Source organism: Methylocaldum sp. 14B, assembly GCF_002005105.1.
Lineage (GTDB): Bacteria > Pseudomonadota > Gammaproteobacteria > Methylococcales > Methylococcaceae > Methylocaldum.
In genome coordinates, this window is the sequence record NZ_MSCV01000009.1 from 145,598 (window position 1) to 165,563 (window position 19,966).

At 57.2% G+C, this 19,966-nt stretch carries 17 protein-coding genes; 8 read left to right on the forward strand and 9 right to left on the reverse strand.

The genetic code is table 11. The features are described from left to right. Position 1: 1 nt before the first annotated feature. The 3 genes from B2A78_RS08815 to B2A78_RS08825 all read right to left on the reverse strand — a co-directional run bounded on the left by B2A78_RS08815 (position 2) and on the right by B2A78_RS08825 (position 2,405). On the reverse strand, positions 2-1,138 hold the full coding sequence (locus B2A78_RS08815) for an ABC transporter permease (protein ID WP_077729615.1): 1,137 nt from the start codon (positions 1,136-1,138) through the stop codon (positions 2-4). Between the two features lie 85 nt (positions 1,139-1,223). Beyond that, positions 1,224-2,048: an FTR1 family protein gene (locus B2A78_RS08820; protein ID WP_077729616.1), complete on the reverse strand. Its 825-nt coding sequence runs from the start codon at positions 2,046-2,048 to the stop codon at positions 1,224-1,226. An 18-nt stretch (positions 2,049-2,066) separates the two neighbouring features. Next, positions 2,067-2,405, reverse strand: coding sequence for a cupredoxin domain-containing protein (locus tag B2A78_RS08825; protein ID WP_077729617.1), 339 nt, complete (start codon positions 2,403-2,405; stop codon positions 2,067-2,069). A gap of 312 nt (positions 2,406-2,717) precedes the next feature. Between B2A78_RS08825 and glpK the strand changes: the two genes are divergently transcribed. Both glpK and B2A78_RS08835 read left to right on the forward strand, forming a co-directional pair. Then, a complete protein-coding gene (gene glpK / locus B2A78_RS08830; protein WP_077729618.1) occupies positions 2,718-4,214 on the forward strand; it encodes a glycerol kinase GlpK in 1,497 nt (498 codons plus the stop codon). A gap of 131 nt (positions 4,215-4,345) precedes the next feature. Then, entirely contained in the window at positions 4,346-4,705 is a 360-nt protein-coding gene (locus B2A78_RS08835; protein WP_205780713.1) for a YMGG-like glycine zipper-containing protein, read from the forward strand. 203 nt (positions 4,706-4,908) lie between these two features. Here the strand turns inward: B2A78_RS08835 and B2A78_RS26285 are convergent, their stop codons facing one another. Further along, positions 4,909-5,283, reverse strand: coding sequence for a hypothetical protein (locus B2A78_RS26285; RefSeq protein ID WP_205780714.1), 375 nt, complete (start codon positions 5,281-5,283; stop codon positions 4,909-4,911). Between the two features lie 336 nt (positions 5,284-5,619). On the opposite strand from B2A78_RS26285, the gene B2A78_RS08845 reads away from it, so the two are divergent. Next, entirely contained in the window at positions 5,620-5,856 is a 237-nt protein-coding gene (locus B2A78_RS08845; protein ID WP_077729620.1) for a hypothetical protein, read from the forward strand. A gap of 139 nt (positions 5,857-5,995) precedes the next feature. Here B2A78_RS08845 and B2A78_RS08850 read toward each other — a convergent pair whose 3' ends face one another. After that, positions 5,996-6,634, reverse strand: coding sequence for a TetR/AcrR family transcriptional regulator (locus B2A78_RS08850; RefSeq protein ID WP_077729621.1), 639 nt, complete (start codon positions 6,632-6,634; stop codon positions 5,996-5,998). Positions 6,635-6,929: 295 nt separating this feature from the next. On the opposite strand from B2A78_RS08850, the gene B2A78_RS08855 reads away from it, so the two are divergent. The 4 genes from B2A78_RS08855 (at position 6,930) to B2A78_RS08870 (ending at position 13,334) form a co-directional block, all read left to right on the forward strand. Then, positions 6,930-7,994, forward strand: coding sequence for an efflux RND transporter periplasmic adaptor subunit (locus tag B2A78_RS08855; RefSeq protein WP_346425838.1), 1,065 nt, complete (start codon positions 6,930-6,932; stop codon positions 7,992-7,994). A 21-nt stretch (positions 7,995-8,015) separates the two neighbouring features. After that, positions 8,016-11,213 (forward strand): multidrug efflux RND transporter permease subunit, encoded by a 3,198-nt coding sequence (locus B2A78_RS08860; protein WP_077729623.1) that lies wholly within the window; start codon positions 8,016-8,018, stop codon positions 11,211-11,213. A gap of 105 nt (positions 11,214-11,318) precedes the next feature. Beyond that, a complete protein-coding gene (locus tag B2A78_RS08865) occupies positions 11,319-12,743 on the forward strand; it encodes an efflux transporter outer membrane subunit (protein WP_086133155.1) in 1,425 nt (474 codons plus the stop codon). Between the two features lie 78 nt (positions 12,744-12,821). Beyond that, positions 12,822-13,334: an NUDIX domain-containing protein gene (locus tag B2A78_RS08870; protein WP_077729625.1), complete on the forward strand. Its 513-nt coding sequence runs from the start codon at positions 12,822-12,824 to the stop codon at positions 13,332-13,334. A 103-nt stretch (positions 13,335-13,437) separates the two neighbouring features. Here B2A78_RS08870 and B2A78_RS08875 read toward each other — a convergent pair whose 3' ends face one another. From B2A78_RS08875 to gltX, 4 genes are all read right to left on the reverse strand, one after another. Continuing rightward, entirely contained in the window at positions 13,438-14,013 is a 576-nt protein-coding gene (locus tag B2A78_RS08875; protein WP_077729626.1) for an NUDIX domain-containing protein, read from the reverse strand. A 59-nt stretch (positions 14,014-14,072) separates the two neighbouring features. Continuing rightward, complete coding sequence (locus B2A78_RS08880) at positions 14,073-15,221, reverse strand: PQQ-dependent sugar dehydrogenase (RefSeq protein ID WP_077729627.1); 1,149 nt, start codon at positions 15,219-15,221, stop codon at positions 14,073-14,075. A 134-nt stretch (positions 15,222-15,355) separates the two neighbouring features. Continuing rightward, positions 15,356-16,795: a cysteine--tRNA ligase gene (gene cysS, locus B2A78_RS08885; protein ID WP_077729628.1), complete on the reverse strand. Its 1,440-nt coding sequence runs from the start codon at positions 16,793-16,795 to the stop codon at positions 15,356-15,358. Further along, positions 16,795-18,195, reverse strand: coding sequence for a glutamate--tRNA ligase (gltX, locus tag B2A78_RS08890; protein WP_077729629.1), 1,401 nt, complete (start codon positions 18,193-18,195; stop codon positions 16,795-16,797). The genes cysS and gltX overlap by 1 nt, the downstream gene beginning before the upstream one ends. A gap of 294 nt (positions 18,196-18,489) precedes the next feature. Here gltX and B2A78_RS08895 point away from each other — a divergent pair, with 294 nt between their 5' ends. Then, on the forward strand, positions 18,490-19,959 hold the full coding sequence (locus tag B2A78_RS08895; RefSeq protein WP_077729630.1) for an NADH-quinone oxidoreductase subunit M: 1,470 nt from the start codon (positions 18,490-18,492) through the stop codon (positions 19,957-19,959). The last annotated feature ends 7 nt before the right edge of the window (positions 19,960-19,966 follow it).

Consider the following 19,966-nt stretch of genomic DNA (forward strand, 5'->3'; position numbering starts at 1 on the left):
ATTACAGCCCTACCCCGCGGAACAGGATTGCGAAAACAGCGTCTATCAAGATTACTAGAGTAATTGATGCGACCACCGAGCGGGTGGTTTCATTGCCCAAACTCTCGGTGTTCGGCTCTATGCGTAAGCCGAAATGACAAGCCAAGAGTGCGATGAACAGCCCGAACACCGCTCCCTTGCCGAACCCGATCGTGAAATTGGCCGCCGGTACCGCATCAGGTAATTTCATGAAGAATTGATAATAACCAACTCCCAGTTCGAAATGCGCGGCGATCGCTCCGCCGATCAATGCGATCGCATCGGTCCAAACGACCAGGAGCGGCAAGGCAACCATCAGGGCGACGACTTTTGGAAAAATAAGGCGTAGCGAACGGGAAATACCTAGCGCTTCGAGCGCATCCAATTCCTGAGTGACTCGCATCACACCGATACGCGCGGTCATGGCCGATCCCGAGCGTCCCGCCACGAGAATGGCCGCAAGCAGTGGACCGAGTTCTCGGATAATGCTCAGCCCGAGTATGTTGACGATGTAGATTTGAGCGCCGAAGGTTTGTAATTGCAGGGACGAGAGGTAGCTAACCACGATTCCGATGAGAAACCCGACCAAAGCGGTAATGCCCAACGCACGTCCCCCGGTCTCATGAATCGCCGCCGAGATTTCCCGCCACGGCACGTCCCGAGGATGGCGCAGCACATGCCCCACATCCAAGATCAATTGTCCGAGTATCGAGACAAGCGCCCTTAAATGTTCGGTTCCAACGGAAAAGAAGCTTCGAACGCGCTCGCCGACCGGTTTCGCATGCCGGACTATCGGCCCGAAGGAGGTTGCAGACCAGTTCTGCAACCGGATGAACGTAGACTCCTGCTCGGGGCGCAAATAGACCTTGCCTGGCAACTGCCCACCCCAGGCTCGCCAAAGCAAAAATGCCCCCGCACTGTCCAAGGCGGCAACTTCGCGGATGTCCCACTCGCTTGCTTCATCGCGGGCATAGACCTGAAGCTGTTCGCGAAGACGCGCCCCCTCCGCCGACAGGCCGCGCAAATTCCAGCCCCCCTTCAGCACGAGAATATAACGGCCGGATACTGTCCTTTTTTCGATAGACGGCGTGAATGACTCACCGGGCGACTGCTTTACCATGCCGGGTATTCAATCGCCTTTAGTGCCTACGCACAAGGCCGCAGCCTAATCGACATCGCTGCGGGTTTGGTCTCGGAGACGCTCGTCAGTGTCCGGCCGGCCGTGCCGGTCTGTCGCCGAATACCCGCATCAAACTTGCGATAGTGGCGAGCGTCGCGAGATAAAACAGGATTTGCACGCCGTCCGGACGGGACACGTAACCCAACAGAGTATGCAAGACTTGACCGATCAAACTGTCTTCGGACAACCAATTGGAGGTATTCCACACCTCGTGACCCAAAGGCGGAAGCAGATCGGCCTGCACCAGATAGGCCGCTCCCTGAGAAGCCAGGCCGGCGGCCAAAAATAAAATAAGCCAACTGGTAACCTTGAATAGATAACGCGTAGGAATACGAAGCAAACCATAATACATCGCCAAGCCCACGGCTGTGCCGAGCGAAATGCCGACGACTCCGCCCGTCAGCATCGATCCCGTATGGCTTCCGTCTGCTGACGCGATCCCATATAAAAAGAGAACGACCTCCGAGCCTTCCCGTAGCACCGCGAGCCCCACCACGACTGCCAGAGCATAGAGCGGCCGGTCGCCCGACAGCACGGCTTTTCCGACCTGGCTCATCGCCTGGGCGAGCTCTCGCCCGTGACGCTGCATCCAGATATTGTGCCAACCGAGCATCGCGACCGCGGTAAACAACACGGCCGCGTTGAAAAGATCCTGCCCGACACCCGATGCCGCTTCCGCGAGGGTATCGGCAAAACCCGCAACCACGCAGGCGCCTATAAGCCCGCCTCCGACGCCGCTCCATATCCACCAACTGCGAGCGGCAACGCCGCGGCTGGCCGCCATGACGATACTGATCACCAATGCGGCCTCGATGACCTCTCGGAATACGATGAGTGCAGTGGCTAACATGTTCTGACCAATACCGCTTTATTTTGCAACGATGTGCCCTTTGGCGGATTCCTCATGAAATTCGCCAAAAAAATCATACGTACCCGGATCAAGTGGACCGATCGATACGGTGACCTGACTCTTGCCTGGAATGATCTTTTCCCTCTTCAAGGATCGACTCTCGAATTCCTCCGGCGTCGGGTCTTCATTTTTCACGACCAGTTTGATCTTCTGGCCTGCAGGCACCTCGAGCTCTGCCGGTTCGAAACGATGCTCCTTAATGATCAGCGTATAGGTCTCAGCCGCCGAAACCGAGCCGCAAACCATCAAAAGTGCGCTTAAAACGACAAACCGGCCCGAGTAAGTCCTGTTCTGCATGATGTTCGGTCCTCTCAAGTTCGAAGAAGTAAGTCAACCGCGCGATTGCTACGGTTTTTCAGAAAGCTAAATGATAATCCTTATCAATTGATTAGGCAAACCGGGTAGGCTGACTTTATGGGCCGGTTTGGATTGGAAAAATGACCGAAGCGTCGATAGCGTTTCTTTCGATCGGCCTCTTTTACTCGCGGATTTCCGTTCGGCATCCTTCAAATTTTACTTGCCCGCATGATGAGGCCGTGATAGGTAGGCAATCACGGGATGTGGCATCAGGCACGCATCCCGGAAGCCAACTATTTTTGAAGTCACACCATGCCCCGTTATATCGCCGTCATCGATCAAGGCACCAGCAGTACTCGGTGCATTCTCTTCGATCACACCGGACGTGCGGGAGCGATGGCTCAAGCCGAGCACCGGCAGTTCTACCCTAGGCCCGGCTGGGTTGAACACGATCCGCTGGAAATCTGGCGAAACGCCCAAGCGGTGGTCGTAGAGGCCTTGCGAAAAGCGGAAGTCGAAGCCGATGAAATCGTAGCTCTCGGAGTGACTAATCAGCGCGAAACGCTTGTCGTCTGGGATAAAATCACCGGGAAACCGGTATATCCCGCCATCGTTTGGCAAGATACGCGCAGCGCCGAAATTTGCGAGCGGCTTGCCATCGAAGGCGGACAGGATAGATTTCGCGCAAGAACCGGACTGCCGATCGCCACCTATTTTTCGGGGCCCAAACTTCAATGGCTGTTGGATAACGTAGAAGAGGCCAGGATTCAGGCCGAACGCGGCGAGTTGCTGTGCGGCACGATCGACAGCTGGCTGGTTTGGAGCCTAACCGGCGGTAAGGAGGGCGGCGCACATGTCACCGACGTAAGCAACGCCTCGCGCACGCTGTTGATGAATCTTGAAACCCTGGCATGGGACGAAGAACTGCTCGCCGCCATGAATATACCCGCTTCCATCCTGCCGACGATCCGTTCTTCATCCGAAATTTACGGCGTCGCCCAAGGGGCACTCGCCGGCGTTCCGGTCGCAGGTATTTTAGGCGATCAACAAGCCGCCTTATTCGGGCAAACCTGTTTCGCCGAGGGGGAAGCAAAAAACACCTATGGAACCGGATGCTTCATGCTTCTGAACACCGGCCTTAAGCCGGTGCAATCCCGCCATGGGCTCATCACGACAGTAGCGTACCAACTCGGCGGCGCAGCTCCAATCTTCGCGCTTGAAGGCTCGATAGCGGTCACGGGAGCTCTCGTGCAGTGGCTCAGGGATAATCTGGAGCTCATTCGGACCTCCGCGGAAGTCGAGTCGCTGGCCAATACCGTCGAGGACAACGGCGGCATCTATATCGTCCCGGCTTTCTCCGGCCTATTCGCGCCCTACTGGCGCAGCGACGCACGGGGAATCGTAATCGGGCTGACCCGCTACGTGAACAAGGGCCACTTTGCCCGAGCCGCACTGGAGGCCACGGCCTATCAGACCCGCGACATCGTTGACGCGATGCGGCAGGAGACGGGCCTGAATCTGGATGCTCTCAAAGCGGACGGCGGCATGGTCGTCAACGAGACCCTCATGCAATTCCAATCCGACATACTCGGCACTCCGGTTATTCGCCCCATCGTGACCGAAACGACGGCACTCGGAGCAGCGTACGCAGCCGGTCTCGCTGTTGGCTTTTGGACCGACATCAAGGAACTGCGCGACTTATGGCGAAAAGACAAGGAATGGCAACCGCGAATGACGGCCGAGACTCGGGAGCGGCTCTATGCCGGCTGGAGCAAGGCGGTCGAACGAACCTTCGGTTGGCTCGACTGAACGAAAACATCTTCATTGCGGGCTTCCGCCTCCGCAGTCCTGGTCTTTCTCGACGGAGCTGCGGTGTTCAGCCTCCGTTCAGGAAACCGGAACAATACTAATCGCGCCTTCTCAGAAAAGGAGCGAATGCCGTGAACAAGCTAAGAAATAGGTTAATGGTGCTGGCCTTTACGATTGCGCTAACGGGCTGTGCGTCTACCGGATATCACAACCATGGCGATTATGCGTATCGCAATACGGTCACCGGTGCCGCAATCGGTGCTGCCGGCGGCGCATTGCTAGGACATGCCGCCGACGATGGCGGACGAGGTGCGCTCGTGGGCGGCGCGGTCGGGGCCGTCGTCGGCGGAGCAGCTGGCTATTACATGGACCAGAAGAAAAAACGCGAGTCTTACTACAACCGTCAGCCCGGTTACAGCAGTTACAACGATGGGTACCGCCCCTCTCCGTATGGCGAACAGCAGCCCCGCACTTATCCGTACCCGTACTGAGCCGCAGCGATAATCACTGCCGAAGCGGCAAAAAACTACGCCCACGAAAAATTTATGATCGCTCCGCCTTCTCGGCTTGCGTGGATAGCGCCCGGTCAACCGAGACCGGGGCATCCTAAAGTGGCGACCGGCTTGGCCGACGACTGGCGCGGCCGCTCGCCGCTTAAACGGCAATCGCCGAGTCTCGGTCTTTTATCGGTCGCCTATTTCTCCTGATAAATGACTTTCGGCTCAAAGTGATAGGCTGGATATCGAGGATCCGGTTGCGGGCTCTCCTCCGGAACTTTTTTTTCCGCCTCTTCGGACGCCGGTATGATCACTTTCGGTTCGAAGTAAGCCGCTGGGTATCTCGGATCCGGCTCCGGAATTTCTGCTTTCGATGAATCACCCGTTGCCCCTTCGGGCGCCGAAATGATCACTTTGGGCTCGAAATCATAGGCCGGATACCGTGGGTCGTCGCCAGCCCAACCTACAGAAGAAACCACCAACGAAAATCCGCCGAAGATAATTGCATTTCTCACGATGCTCACCCCTGTGCCGTCAAGCTGACCCCTTATCACAACAAACTGATCTAGCATGACTCATTAAAGTATCCCAAATTCTTTAATCCTGCTGTTGCCATGTCAACGCGCTTCCCTAAACGGCGGGACCGCAACATTAGAATCGCCTCAAACCGCTGAAAAAGCCACATCTTGGTGCAATATCTTTTCGATTTGCACCTCTCGGGAAAGAAATCGAAATTTCGACCATCATTTTGATGAATTTTCGAGCGAATTAACGCCCTCGATCAATGGCATGAATTCTGCTTAAAGATGAATAAGCGTGATTTTCTACTGGCAAAGGCATTTCCAAAACGCGGAGTGACCGTGACCACTCAGAAGTTGGCTTCACCATCATCGCAGTGAGGGACACTCATGAAAACATCGCTAAGAGTTTTTCTGGAACGCTTTCTAACCGTCTTCATGCTCTGGGGATGCGGCTGGAAACGGCGAAGGCAATCCGGCAGCGAAAGTTATCGAATCGAATGGCAAGACCCGATGACCGGGCAATGGTACGGCGAACAAAACGCGATGAAGCTTCTTAAAGTGTACGCGATGGCGGAATATAGCAAGACGAGCATCAAAACTGACCACTATCGCGCCTATTTTTGACATCGAATCCCATTACCTACCTCCTCTCTAAGCTGCTTGAAAAGGCAGCTTTATTTTTTGCTCCATTCACCAAGCAATGAACAGTATGAAAAGCGCCCCCAGCTCGATAAGCGGAGCTGTACCGCATTGTCTCGGCCGATCAACCTGCGTCCGTTCTGTTTAAACAGCCCCGCAGGAATAATTTCACCACTTGTTCTGTCCAATGCTCGACCTCATCTTCGGTAGGAGCGCTCTCCAAGCCTAGTTGTTGTCGCTGGAAGCGCTCGCCGCGGAGTGCGTTGACAAACTGTCCGGCTAAAAATGCCGGATCCATGGCGATCACATGACCTACTTGCTGATGCATGCCGAAAAACTTCTCGAGCCGATCCAGCGTCCGCTGCGGTCCCTGCTCATAAAACTCCGCTGCAAGCTCCGGAAACTGATGCGCCTCGGCTATCAATTGCGCACGCAAGCGAATGATTTCCGGACGGGAAAGCCGAAAAAGAAAATGCTTTCCGAACACGATCAGTGTTTCCTCCAACGGTTTGGCCAAGGCTTGGTCTAACGGCAACGTCGCCACCAACAGATCGCTATAGTGGCGAATGACCGCTCCGAATAAATCTGCCTTACCGCCAAAGTATCGATAAATGGTACGGAGAGACACGCGAGCCTCGCGGGCGATAGTTTCCAGGCTTACATTGCCGTAGCCTCGCTCTACAAATAGCCGAAGTGCATGATCCAGAAGTTGATCACGGCGGATGGCAGATTCACCCTTCCTAGGTCGGCCTATTCGATTCATTATCGTTACTTTTCACTTTAATAGATGGACACAGTCGTCCAGTTTAGCGAGAATAATGAAACGATATCTTACCCTTTCTTTTCGTGCCGTGTCGCTACTCCCGATCGCTCCCGCTTAATACGCCAAACTTATGCTAGTTTCGTTTGCTGCCGCTAGAGCATGCCGTTCGTCATACCGAACTTCTCCCCGCACTACTTTTCGCCGCATCGCGCTGTGGCTCCTCCTTTGCGCAGCGCTGATCGTACAGCTCTTCGGCTGTAGCAACCGCTCGGAAAACCAAGCGGCCGAGAGTCAAATGCCGCCGGTGAAAGTCAAAGTCGCCCAACCGCTACAAAAGGAAGTCTTGGAATGGGACGAGTACACCGGACGCATAGAAGCGATGGAAACCGTGGAAGTCCGTGCGAGAGTCGACGGCTATCTGGACAGAGTGAACTTCAAGGCTGGCGACAAGGTAAAAAAGGGCGATTTATTGTTTGTCATCGATCCGAGACCTTATCGGGCCGAGCTGAACCGGGCGGAGGGAGAACTCGAACGGGCCAAGGCTCGGCTCGAACTTGCCAAAAACGACTTGCAGCGGGCGGAGCATCTAAGACGGGCCAAGGCCATTTCCGAAGAAGAATACGACGCCCGCAGCAAGGGTCAGCGTGAAGCCATCGCCGCCGTTCGTGCGGCCGAGGCGGCTGCTCAGACAGCCAGGTTGAACCTGGAATTCACCGAGGTGCGAGCGCCTATCGGCGGGCGAATCGCACGCGAGCTTGTCACCCCGGGCAACTTGGTCAGCGGCGGCGGCGGCGGCGGGACTTTGCTGACGATCATTGTATCCATCGATCCGGTTTACGTTTATGTCGACGCAGACGAACGGGCGGTCCTTAAATACAGGCGCTTGGCCGAAGCCGGGAAACGGACGAGCGCTCGCGAAACTCGAATTCCAGCGAAATTGGCGCTGCTCGACGAGTCCGAATTTCCTCATCAGGGTTACATCGATTACATCGAACCGCGCATGGATCCGAGCACCGGCACCTTGCGCGCCCGAGGCGTTTTCAGCAATCCCAACGAACTCCTGAGCCCCGGATTCTTCGCTCGGCTTCGCGTGCCCGGAAGCCCACCTTATCAAGGCCTTCTGGTTCCCGACAGAGCCATCGGCACCGATCAAGGCCAGAAGTTCGTCTGGATCGCGAAAGACGATGGCTCGGCCGAATACCGTCGGATCGTACCGGGCACTGCCGCCGGCCAGATGCGGGTGATATCGGAAGGTTTGCAGCCTGGCGAGTGGGTAATCATCGAAGGCATTCAAAAAATACGTCCCGGCACCAAAATTGAGGCGGAGCGAGTCACGCTTTCAGAGACCGACGGTACTTAATCGGAGACACGACGTCCGGCCATGACGAGATTTACTCACTTTTTCATCGACCGCCCTATCTTCGCGTCGGTTCTTTCGATTCTCATCGTTCTCGTCGGAGGGCTGGCGTCGCTTGCGCTGCCCATCGCCCAATACCCCGAGATCGCACCGCCCAACGTCGTCGTGCGCGCGACCTATCCGGGCGCCAATGCGAAAGTGCTGGCCGAAACGGTGGCGACTCCCATCGAACAGGAGGTCAACGGCGTCGAGGACATGCTGTACATGTCGTCCCAGTCCACCAACGACGGCGTGATGCAGTTGACCATCACGTTCAAACCGGGCACCGATCTCGACAAATCGCAGGTGCTGGTCCAGAACCGTGTGGCTTTGGCCGAGCCGAGGCTGCCTGAAGAAGTGCGCCGGCAAGGCATCACCGTGCGCAAACGCAGTCCGGACTTGAGCCTGGTGGTGAACCTGATTTCCCCCGACGGGCGCTACGACAGCGTGTATCTCAGCAATTACGCGCTGCTGCAAATCCGGGATGTGCTGGCTCGCCTGCCCGGCGTAGGCGACATCGTGCTGTTCGGCGGCCGCGAATACAGCATGCGGATCTGGCTGGACCCGGAAAAGGTAGCCGCCCGCAATCTGACATCCACCGACGTGGTACACGCTATACGCGAGCAGAACATCCAAGTGGCAGCCGGTGTCGTCGGGCAACCGCCTACGCCGGGAGGAATCGAATTTCAGCTTACCGTTACCACCATGGGCCGGCTGACGGATGAAAGCCAGTTCGGCGACATCATCATCAAGACCGGAAAAGACGGCCAGGTGACACGACTCAAGGACGTAGCACGGATCGAACTGGGAGCCAAAGATTACAGTTCGTCGCTCAACCTCGACGGGAAAGCAACGGTAGGCGTGGCTATTTTCCAACTGCCGGGATCCAACGCGATCGAGACCAAGAAAGCGGTAGTGGAAGCCATGGAGAAGCTCAAGCAGCGCTTTCCGGAGGGGCTCGATTACCTGCTCGTCTATGACACCGTGGTGTTCGTCACCCAATCCATCGCTGCCGTCGTAGAGACCCTCTTCGAAGCCATTCTGCTGGTCGTCGTCGTCGTACTGATATTCCTACAGAATTGGCGGGCCACCATCATCCCGCTCCTGGCGGTACCGGTGTCGCTCATCGGCACCTTCGCGGTCATGGCGGCCATGGGACTCTCGCTGAACACGCTTTCCTTGTTCGGACTGGTTCTCGCCATCGGTATCGTGGTAGACGACGCCATCGTCGTGGTCGAGAACGTCGAACGGAACATCGCACTCGGCCTCAGGGCACGGGAAGCGACCCGGCGCGCCATGGAAGAAGTCGTCGGTCCCATCATCGCAACCTCATTGGTGTTGGTTGCGGTGTTCGTACCGACGGCCTTCATTACCGGCGTGTCCGGGGCTTTCTACAAGCAGTTCGCCCTGACCATTTCGGTGTCCACGGTCATTTCCACATTCAACTCGCTCACCTTGAGTCCGGCTCTCTGCGCCCTGCTTCTGGACCGGGCCCACGGTGACAAAGATTGGTTCACGCGCCTGTTCGACCGGCTCTTCGGCTGGTTTTTCCGCGGCTTCAACCGGATTTTCGGCGCCTTCAGCGAGGGCTATTCACGACTGGTCGGCCGACTGATCCGCATCACAAGTGTGGTTCTGGTGCTCTATGTCGTGCTCAACGGACTCAATTTTCTGGCTTTCTCCAAGGTGCCGACCGGGTTCATCCCTCAACAGGATCAAGGCTATCTCATTCTGTACGCACAGCTCCCCGATGCCGCCTCGCTGGAACGTACCGACGCGGTGATCAAGCGCGCCACGGACATCATCCTGAAAACCGAGGGCATCTCGCATGTCAACGCATACGCTGGATATTCGGTGCTGGCCGGAGCCAGCCAGTCCAACGCCGGCACCATGTTCGCCCGTCTCGCCCCGTTCGACGACCGCGCCGGCCATCCGGAACTTTCCGCGGAAGCGATCATAAACAAGCTGCGCCAGAATCTCTCGGGGATAGAGGACGCTCATATCGCGGTATTCTCTCCTCCGCCGGTTCGCGGCCTCAGTTCGGTGGGCGGCTTCAAGCTGCAAATCCAGGACCGCGCCAACGTCGGCCCGGACGAATTGCAACGTATCGCGAGCGAAGTCGTTGCCAAGGGCAACCAGCAACCCGGATTAGTCGGCTTATTTACGACATTCCGGTCCAGCGTGCCGCAAGTCTACGTGGACGTAAACCGGACTCAGGCCAAGTCGTATGATGTTCCTTTGGGCAGCGTCTTCGACACGCTCCAAATTTATCTCGGCTCGCTGTACGTCAACGATTTCAACCGGTTCGGCAGAACTTACCAGGTCACGGCGCAGGCCGATTCGCAGTTCAGACTGAGGCCTTCGGATATCGCCAATCTCAAGACCCGCAACCGGAACGGCGATATGGTTCCGCTGGGTACCCTGGTCGATATTCGCGAAACGGTGGGTCCGGACAAGGTGGCGCACTACAACATGTATCCGTCGGCGGAAATCAACGGCAGCACCTTGCCCGGCGTCAGTTCGGGCCAAGCCATCGCCTTGATGGAAAAGGTGGTGAATCAAGAGCTCCCGCTCACCATGGGCTACGAATGGACCGAACTCAGCCTTCAGCAGATTCTCGCGGGCAATACCGCCATGATCATATTTCCGCTGAGCGTGATCTTCGTGTTTCTTGCCCTGGCTGCGCAGTACGAGAGCTGGTCGTTGCCCTTCGCCGTCATTCTCATCGTGCCCATGTGCCTCTTGAGCTCTATGGCCGGCGTATCGCTCCGCGGCATGGACAACAATATCTTCACTCAGGTTGGCTTTATCGTTCTGGTCGGATTGGCCAGCAAGAATGCGATCCTGATCGTCGAGTTCGCCCGTAATCTTCAAGATAAGGGCAGGGACCGCTATCAAGCCGCCATCGAAGCCGCGCGCCTCCGCCTTCGGCCCATTTTGATGACCTCCTTCGCCTTCATTCTCGGCGTATTCCCGCTGGTCATTTCCAGCGGCGCCGGTGCCGAATCACGGCGGATACTCGGCACCGCCGTCTTCAGCGGCATGCTGGGAGTCACGTTCTTCGGTCTGTTGCTGACTCCAGTGTTCTATGTCGTCATGCGGAGACTGGTCGAGCGCCGTCAGCGGCCATCGCCCGAACCTACCGATACCAAGACTCACTCCACGCCGAATAACAGTCCCTAATTTCGCAAAAAAAATATGTCTATACCTTGCTCTTCCGTCCAGTCCGAGCGATTTGAAAGGCGCGATCGTTTTTCGGGCGCGTCCGCGCGCAATGTCGTCCCGATCATGATCGCTGCGCTTCTTTCCGCCTGTGCAGTCGGTCCCGACTACACGAAACCGGACGCGGCGCCCGGAGCGCAGTTCGCCAACGCCGTGCTTCCCGAGTTCAAACGCGACGGCATCGAAGTGGCTTGGTGGAAGCAGTTCGACGATCCGGTTCTGTCGGACCTCATCGACCGAGCAGTGAGCAACAACCGTGATCTGAAGGCGGCAGAGGCGAATCTCCGCGTTGCGCGCGCCCTTTACCTGGAAGCCGGGCTGGATCTCTTGCCGACCATTACGAGCCACGCCAATTACACGACGCAAAAGCGAAGTTTCGACGCCATGAACCGCCGGACCTTCGCGCCGCGCGAGCTCGAGCTCTTCAATGTCGGTTTCGACGCTTTTTGGGAAGTGGACTTCTTCGGCAGGATACGGCGTAGCGTCGAGGCGCGTGATGCCGAGGTGGATGCCGCGGAGGCCGATCTGCGCGACCTGCTGGTCAGCGTCATTTCGGAGGTAGCGCTTAACTACTTCGAGTTGCGCGGTCTGCAGAATCAACTGGACGTCGCTCAAAAAAACGCCGACAACCAGGCCGCGACCTTGGAATTGACTCAAGCCAGACTGGAAGCCGGACGCGGCACGGAGCTGGACACCTCGCGCGCCAAGGCCCAATTGGACTCCACGCTGGCAACGATTCCGCCGATTCAAACCCGGATTCGCGAAAACATCCATCGCCTCGGCGTGCTGATCGGCCAGCTTCCTGACACGCTCTCCGCGCGCCTGTCAGAACCGGCCCCGATGCCCAAGATTCCGGAAACGATCCATATCGGGGCGCCGGCCGATCTGATGCGCCGCCGCCCCGATATTCGCGTTGCCGAACGCAATTTGGCCGCGGCTACCGCCCGGATCGGCGTCGCTACGGCCGATCTTTTTCCACGAGTGACCTTCAACGGCACGATCGCCTTGGAATCCCGAACTCTGTCGGGCCTCGGCGCGTCCGGTACGGAGGCTTTCTCGGCGGGGCCACGGATTTCGTGGGCGTTCCTGGATCTCGGGCGCGTCCGTGCCCGCATCAGGGCGGCGGACGCCAGCGCGGATGCCACCCTCGCAAATTATGAGCAAACCGTACTCACGGCGCTCGAGGAAACCGAAAATGCATTGGTGAGTTACAATCGGCAGCGCGCCCGCCGCGGGCTGCTGGCTTCGGCCGCGACCTCCAGCGAGCGCGCTCATCAGCTCGCGCATCTTCGTTTCGAGGACGGCATTACGGATTTCCTCACCGTGCTGGACGCCGAACGCCGCTTGCTCTTGGATCAGGAACTGCTGGCCCAAAGCCAGACCGCCACTGCAACCAGTCTGATCGCAGTCTATAAGGCGCTCGGCGGCGGATGGGAAGTTTACGAGTCCGGCCGGAATGCCGTCGCGGCGGTTCCAGCCTCGGCGCGATAGCGTTCCATGGTCCATCTCATATCGCTGCCGCCGTGAATCCGTCGCGGCATTCACGGCAAAACCGACATGTGACTTTCTATGAACGACGAACTACTTTATGAAGTCGACGAGCACGATCGCGTTGTCGGCCCGCGTGTGCGCGGCGAAGTCCATGAGCTCGGACTGCGGCATCGGGCCGTGCACATCCTGGTTTTCAACGATCTCGAGGAAATACTTCTGCAAAAGCGTTCGCGGACCAAGGACATCAATCCCGGACTCTGGGACACGTCCGCCGCCGGGCACGTCGACTGGGGCGAAAGCTACGATGACTGCGCGATGCGGGAATTGGGCGAAGAGCTCGGAATCGCGAGCCGCTCGCCTCTTCGATTCTTGTTCAAGCTGCCCGCCTCAGCGCAAACCGGGTGGGAATTCATTCAGGTTTATCGGGTCGTTCATTCCGGCGCTCTGCAACCCGATCCCAGCGAAATAGACGAGTGCCGATGGTTCGGCATGAACGAGCTGGATGCGTGGGGCAGCAGTTCCGGAATCGAATTGACTTCGTCGTTCCGGCTGATCTGGCAAACCTACCGCAATCCGGAGACCGCAGGTTAACGGTTTTCAGTGGTAGGTCGGCAATCCTTTGCCGACGAAGGTGTCGGCAGAGGATTGCCGACCTACTAGCGCTACACCAAACCGGAAAATGCTCTAATAGTTTTCAGTTCTGATCCAGCCACGCCCGAAGCTTTACGAGCGCCAGTCTGGTCGAGTTGAATGCCAATTCTTCGGGCTCGATTTCGTCAGGCGATACCAGCCGATAATCCGCTACATCGTCCGCTGCCCTGAGCGTGTCGATCTGCGGCGCATCGCAAAGGAAAAACATATCCGTTACTTTGTAAAGTACGCCGCCGTATAGGTAATCATTCGGCGCGCTGGCGAGATAGCGGTAATTGGTCGTTTGGATGTTCAACTCTTCTCCGATTTCTCGCTGTAACGCATCTTCCACGGTTTCGTTGAATTCGATGAACCCGCCGGGAAGGTCCAGCTTGCCTTTCGCCGGGTCCTTGGCACGCACACATAGAATGAGCTGATCCTGGTGAAAAACGAACGCGCCCGCAGCCGTGCACGTGTTGAAGAAGTACAAGAACCCGCAGCGGCCGCATCTTATCGCGCGCTGCTCCTGAACGCTCAAATGCTCACCGCCGCACCGGGGACAAAACCGAAAGGCGTCGTACGGTCCGGGGCCTGGGTCGAAGTCACCGAATGACAAATCCTCAGAACTCTGTAGTTTCATAGTCTCATCGAAATTGAACGATACTCAGTTTGCCTTTCCGCGACAAATAGCGGACTAAATTAGAGATTTGGCACCAAGCGGGCGATTTTTCCGTCGTCGGTCGAAAAATAAAGAAACCCTTCCGGTCCCGTTCTTACATGGCGAAAGTTAACGCCAAGGTCATTCAGCAGTTCCTCCTGCTTCACGATCCTATTGTTGTCGTCTATCACCAGTCGGCGAAGGTGCTGACCGCTCAAATTGGCCACGAACAGATTGCCCTTCCATCTCGGGAAGGCGTCGCCGAAATAGAAAGCGATTCCGGACGGGGAAATGGACGGCACATAATACGCCACAGGCTGTTCCATACCGGCTTTTTCGGTGCCTTCGCCGATTTTCGGTCCCCAATACTCGCGTCCATACGTGATTACGGGCCAGCCGTAGTTCGCTCCCGGACGGATCAAATTGATTTCGTCGCCGCCGCGCGGACCGAACTCGCTCTCCCATAACTCGCCGGTAATCGGATGCTTCACCAGGCCTTGCGGATTGCGGTGACCGTAGCTCCAAATCTCCGGCTTGGCGTCGGGATTATTCGCGAACGGATTGTCGACGGGCGCGCTGCCGTCCTCGTTCAGACGCAGGATCTTGCCGTTGTGGTAGCGCAAGTCTTGCGCATTATGCCGCTCGTTGCGATCGCCAACCGAGATGAAGAGCTTGCCGGCCCCATCGAACTCGATGCGGGAGCCGAAGTGAATGTTATTTCCATTCGGCTCGAAGGCACTGAAAAGCTTCCGGTAATCCTTCAGCTCCGTTCCTTCCAGCCGGCCGCGGCCTAGGGCCGTGGTCATTCCGTGGGTCGCTTTTTCCGAATAGGTCAGATAAATCCAGCCGTTCTTGTCGAACTCGGGATGAACCCTCACGTCCAGCAGTCCGCCTTGTCCGGCCTGAACCACGGCCGGCGCCCCCTGAACGGTTTGCACCGATCTGGTACTCGGATCGAGGATGCGCAGCTGTCCGTCTCGTTCCGTGAATACGATCCGTCCGTCGGGCAAAAAATCGAAACCCCAGACCACGTCTTCCTGTTGGGCGATGACTTCCACTGAAAACGGTTGCCCTTCGGACTCATACGCGCCTCCGGAAGACCGAAAAGCAACGATTCCCATGGCAATAATCGCCAAAAGGAATCCTGCGCGAATTCCGATAGTCCTCATCTTGTCGGCTTCAAGTTTCACGACTCCTCCCTTGGAATTTCCGATCCAAACCGCCTGTCCGTCTCTTTCAACGGATTATGCTTTTCCCCGCCTTATATCCGGACCGACGAAACACCCTCCTTCGGATATAGCCTCAAGCAGCCAGTCGGTTCAAGTCAAATTCGCCGCCAGGTGGTACCGCCAGCCGTATCTTCCAGCACAATGCCCTGCTCCTTGAGTTCATTCCGAATGCGGTCGGCGGTGGCCCAGTCTTTGTTCTTGCGGGCGTCTAAGCGCTCTTGAATTTTTTGCTCGATGCGTTCGTCACTCCAAATAAGCATCGCATCGAGCTGAGCGCCAACGGTAACACCGAGCCTCACTGCTCCAACTCCCGATTTGAAAAACTCTTCCGGATCTGTCTGCAACAGGCCAAGAAGTCCACCGAGTTGCTTTAAGGTTCGCGCTAAAGTTTCCGCTTCCTCTACATTCGAATTCCGCCCCCGATTGATCTCACGCGCCAGATCAAACAGCACAGCAATCGCTTCCGGGGTATTGAAATCGTCGCTCATCGCCTCTTCGAAACGGGCGATGAAGTCCTTGCTCCTGCCCTCTCCCTCGGAAACCGGCAGATCGCAGCGGAGTCCGCGCAAGGCGGTATAAAGCCTCGTCAGCGCGGCATTGGCATCGTCGAGATTTTCATCGGAGTAATTGAGCGGACTGCGGTAGTGGCTATTGAGAATGAAGAACCGCACGACCTCGGGACGATACCGGGCCAGAACTTCGCGTACCGTAAAGAAATTGCCCAGGGACTTGGACATTTTCTCCTCGTTCACCCGCACGAATCCATTGTGCATCCACAGGTTCACGAACTTTTCGCCGGTTGCCCCTTCGGCTTGCGCGATTTCGTTTTCATGGTGCGGGAACTGCAAATCCATGCCGCCGCCGTGGATGTCGAAATGATGCCCGAGACAACGGGTGGACATGGCGGAGCATTCGATGTGCCAGCCGGGACGTCCCCTGCCCCAAGGCGAATCCCAGGCCGGCTCTCCCGGCTTCGCCATTTTCCACAGAACGAAATCCAAGGGATCGCGCTTGGCGTCCTCGACCTCCACCCGCTCGCCGGCGCGGAGATCTTCGATGTTCTTGCCCGACAAACGGCCGTAACCCTCGAATTTGGACACGGCGTAGAAGACATCGCCGTTGTCGCCGACATAGGCATAGCCACGGTCGATCAAGGCCTGAATCATGGCCAGCATGTCTTCTATGGATTGCGTCGCCCTCGGTTCGATATCGGGCGGAAGCACGCCCAGCGCCCGCTCGTCTTCGTGCATCGCATCGATGAACCTCGCGGTCAGCGCCGAAATGGACTCGCCGTTTTCGTTGGCCCGCTTAATGATCTTGTCGTCGATATCCGTGATATTCCGGACATAAATAACCTTAAACCCAAGATGCCGCAAATAGCGCACCGCCATGTCGAATACGACCATGACGCGGGCATGCCCCAGATGGCAGTAGTCGTATACGGTCATGCCGCACACGTAGAGCCGGACCTTGCCCGGTTCGATGGGGGTAAAGACTTCCTTGCGCCCGGTCAGGCTATTGTGGATCTTCAGCATCATTCGGACTCGTAGGTGAATTCGGCCAAGCGGCGATGCAGGCGGTGCGGGTCCAGCAGGCGATAAATCGTTCCGAGCTCCGGTCCGTCCAGACGCCCGGTCAATGCGGCGCGTAGCGGCATGAAGAGGGCCTTGCCCTTCGCTCCGGTCCTGGCTTTCAGCTCGCGCATGAATATGTCGAACTCGGCCTGAGCCGCATTGGCCGCATCGATGGCCGAGAGATAATAGGACTCTCCGGCTTGCTTCGCGGCTTCGGCGGCTTCCGGGTCGAGCTGCAATTCATCCGTAAACAGAATGCGCGCCCACCGGTCGGCCTGCTCCGGGAAAACGCAGTTGCTGCGCACGATCTCGATGAACGCCACGAGATGCTCGTCGGGCACGATGGCGCCGGTCTCCCTGCGCAGCCATCCCCTGAGCGTATCGTCGTCAGCCGAACGCACCGCCAATTGCTGCCAGTGATCCAGATGAGCAACGTCGAACCGTGCCGGCGATTTGCCGAGGTGCGACAAATCGAAACGCGCCTTGAGCGCTTGGAAATCCATAATCTCATCGCTCTCATAGTGATGGCCCAGCCGGGCCAGCATGTTCAACAGGGCCGCCGGAAAATAGCCCTCTTCGCGCAATTGATTCAGGCTGCGGCTGCCGTTGCGCTTGGACAGCGGCGCTCCGTCGTCGCCCAAAATCAGCGAAATATGGGCATATTGGGGTATCGGCAGATCGAGCGCCGCAAGAATCAGCATTTGCCGGGGCGTATTGGCGAGATGGTCTTCGCCCCGGAGCACGTGCGTGACGCCCATCAGCGCATCGTCGATCGCGTTGCAGAAGAAAAACGCCGCACTCCCGTCGGCGCGGCGGATGATGAAGTCGCCGATATCGTCGGTCGCGAATTTCTGCGGCCCGCGAACGAGATCCTCGAATTCCACCGTTTCGTTCTTCGGTACCCGGAAGCGCAAGGTCGGCTGAAGTCCTTCCTCGAATTTGCGACTCACCTCCGCCGCGCTCAGGTGCGCACACTTGCCCGTGTAACGCGGCGGCTGCCCGGAGCTCAACTGAATCTTGCGGGAAATTTCCAGTTCCCTCGGCGAACAGAAGCAGAAATACGCTCTACCCTGTTGTTCCAGTTCCTCATAATACCGCTGATAAATGGCTCCGCGGCAGGATTGAAAGTATCGTTCATCCGGCTCGGCGGTTTCGGGACCTTCGTCCCAATTCAAACCCATCCAATGCAAATCGCTTATCAGTTCATCGACAAATTCGCTGCGGCTCCGCTCGCTATCGGTATCCTCGATGCGAAGCAGAAAACGATCTCCAAATAACGCACTGAACAGCGCCGTGCGTGCGTTACCGAGGTGCATGAGTCCGGTCGGGCTGGGAGCGAAGCGGGTTTTGGTCGATGTCATATTGAGCGCAAATTGGGGGATTATATTCGGCAAGATTCTTGCGAATAGGACAATTTAGAGCAAGGCCGAACCCGCCGCAACCCCGCAAAAGCTCCGGCTGCGGCGCCTTGCCGGTCAGTTGCGGCCTAGATGACATTTCAATCAAGCGACCATTTGCATGAATATCGCATGTTAAGCTTACCTCCACTGAAATTTTCATTTATAGTGTCGACCCAAAACAACTAACCGTTCCTGGCACGCGGCTGATCGAACCACAAGACTCGGCCCTCAGCCAGCCAAAACGAGCGTTTGATCATGTATATCCTCAGTCAGATCCTTTGGACACCGGTCGTCGGTGCATTAGCCATTTTGGCTCTGCCGGCGCAGCAAATCCGCTCCATTCGGGCTACCGCGATAACCTCGTCGGTGGTCGTACTGATGTTGACCGTTTGGCTTTTGTTTCATTTCGATACGTCTTCATCGGCGATTCAATTTCCGGAAAGCCTGCCCTGGAACGCCGAACTGGGGAGTTACTACGCTCTCGGCGTCGATGGTTTTTCCCTGCCCATGGTCGTGTTGTCGGCTCTGCTCTGTCTTGTGGCGATGCTGGCCTCGGAAAGCGTGAATACGCGAGTCAAGGGATATCATTTCTGGCTTCTCGCCCTCGAATTCGGGATGATCGGCGTCTTTCTTGCTCAGGATTGGGCTTTGTTCTACGTATTTTGGGAACTGACGCTGATACCGCTCTTTTTTCTCATCGACCAATGGGGCGGCAAGCGCAAACATACGGCGAGCCTCAATTTCGTCCTGTACACGATGGGCGGATCGGTGTTCATGCTGGTCAGCCTATTAATGATTTTCACCGCATCGTCCGAACACTCCACCACGATGGAATCCATGCTGGCTACCGCGCGGAGCTTGCCCCGGGAGCAGCAGATCTGGATTTTTCTGGGGTTCTTGATCGGCTTCGGCGTAAAAATGCCGGTTTTCCCCATCCACGGCTGGTTGCCGCTCGCCCACGTTGAAGCGCCGAGTCCGGTGAGTATTCTACTGTCGGGTGCGCTTCTCAAGATGGGCGCCTATGGCTTGCTCAAAGCGACCGGCATGCTGCCTGAGGCCGCTTCGGCGCTTCAATCCGTGCTGGCCGGCATCGCCTTGGTCAGCATCGTCTACGGCGCCTTGCTGGCGTGGCGGCAAACCGATCTCAAGGCGATGATCGCCTATTCGTCGATCAGTCACATGGGCGTCGTGCTGCTCGGCATAGCGGCGCTCAATGAAGCCGGATTGCTGGGAGCCGTCTTGCAGATGACCGCCCATGGCCTCATTGCCGGGGCGCTGTTTCTCTTGATCGGACTGTTGTACGAACGCACTCACACCCGGGAAATTTCGGACTACAGCTCACTGGTCCAAGTGACTCCACGCTTCGCCTTCTTCACCACCCTAGCGCTTCTCGCGTCCATGGGACTGCCCGGCTCGGCCGGATTCGTGGCGGAACTTCACGCCATCATCGGGGGCTTTCAGAGTTTCGGCTGGGTCATGGTGTTTGCGAGTCTAGGGGTACTCATCGGCGCATCCTACGCCATCCGAACCGCCGCCCGGTTGTTCACCGGTCCGATGCGCCCGGAAATGCAGAATGTCCGCGATCTGCACAGCCACGAACTGATAGCGGCGGGAACGTTGGCGGTCGGCATCATGGCTCTGGGGCTCGTGCCGGGCCCCATCGTGGAGCTGATGAACGCTTCCGTCAATGAACTCAGCATGATCTTCAGCCACAAGAACTTCTAAGGAGGCC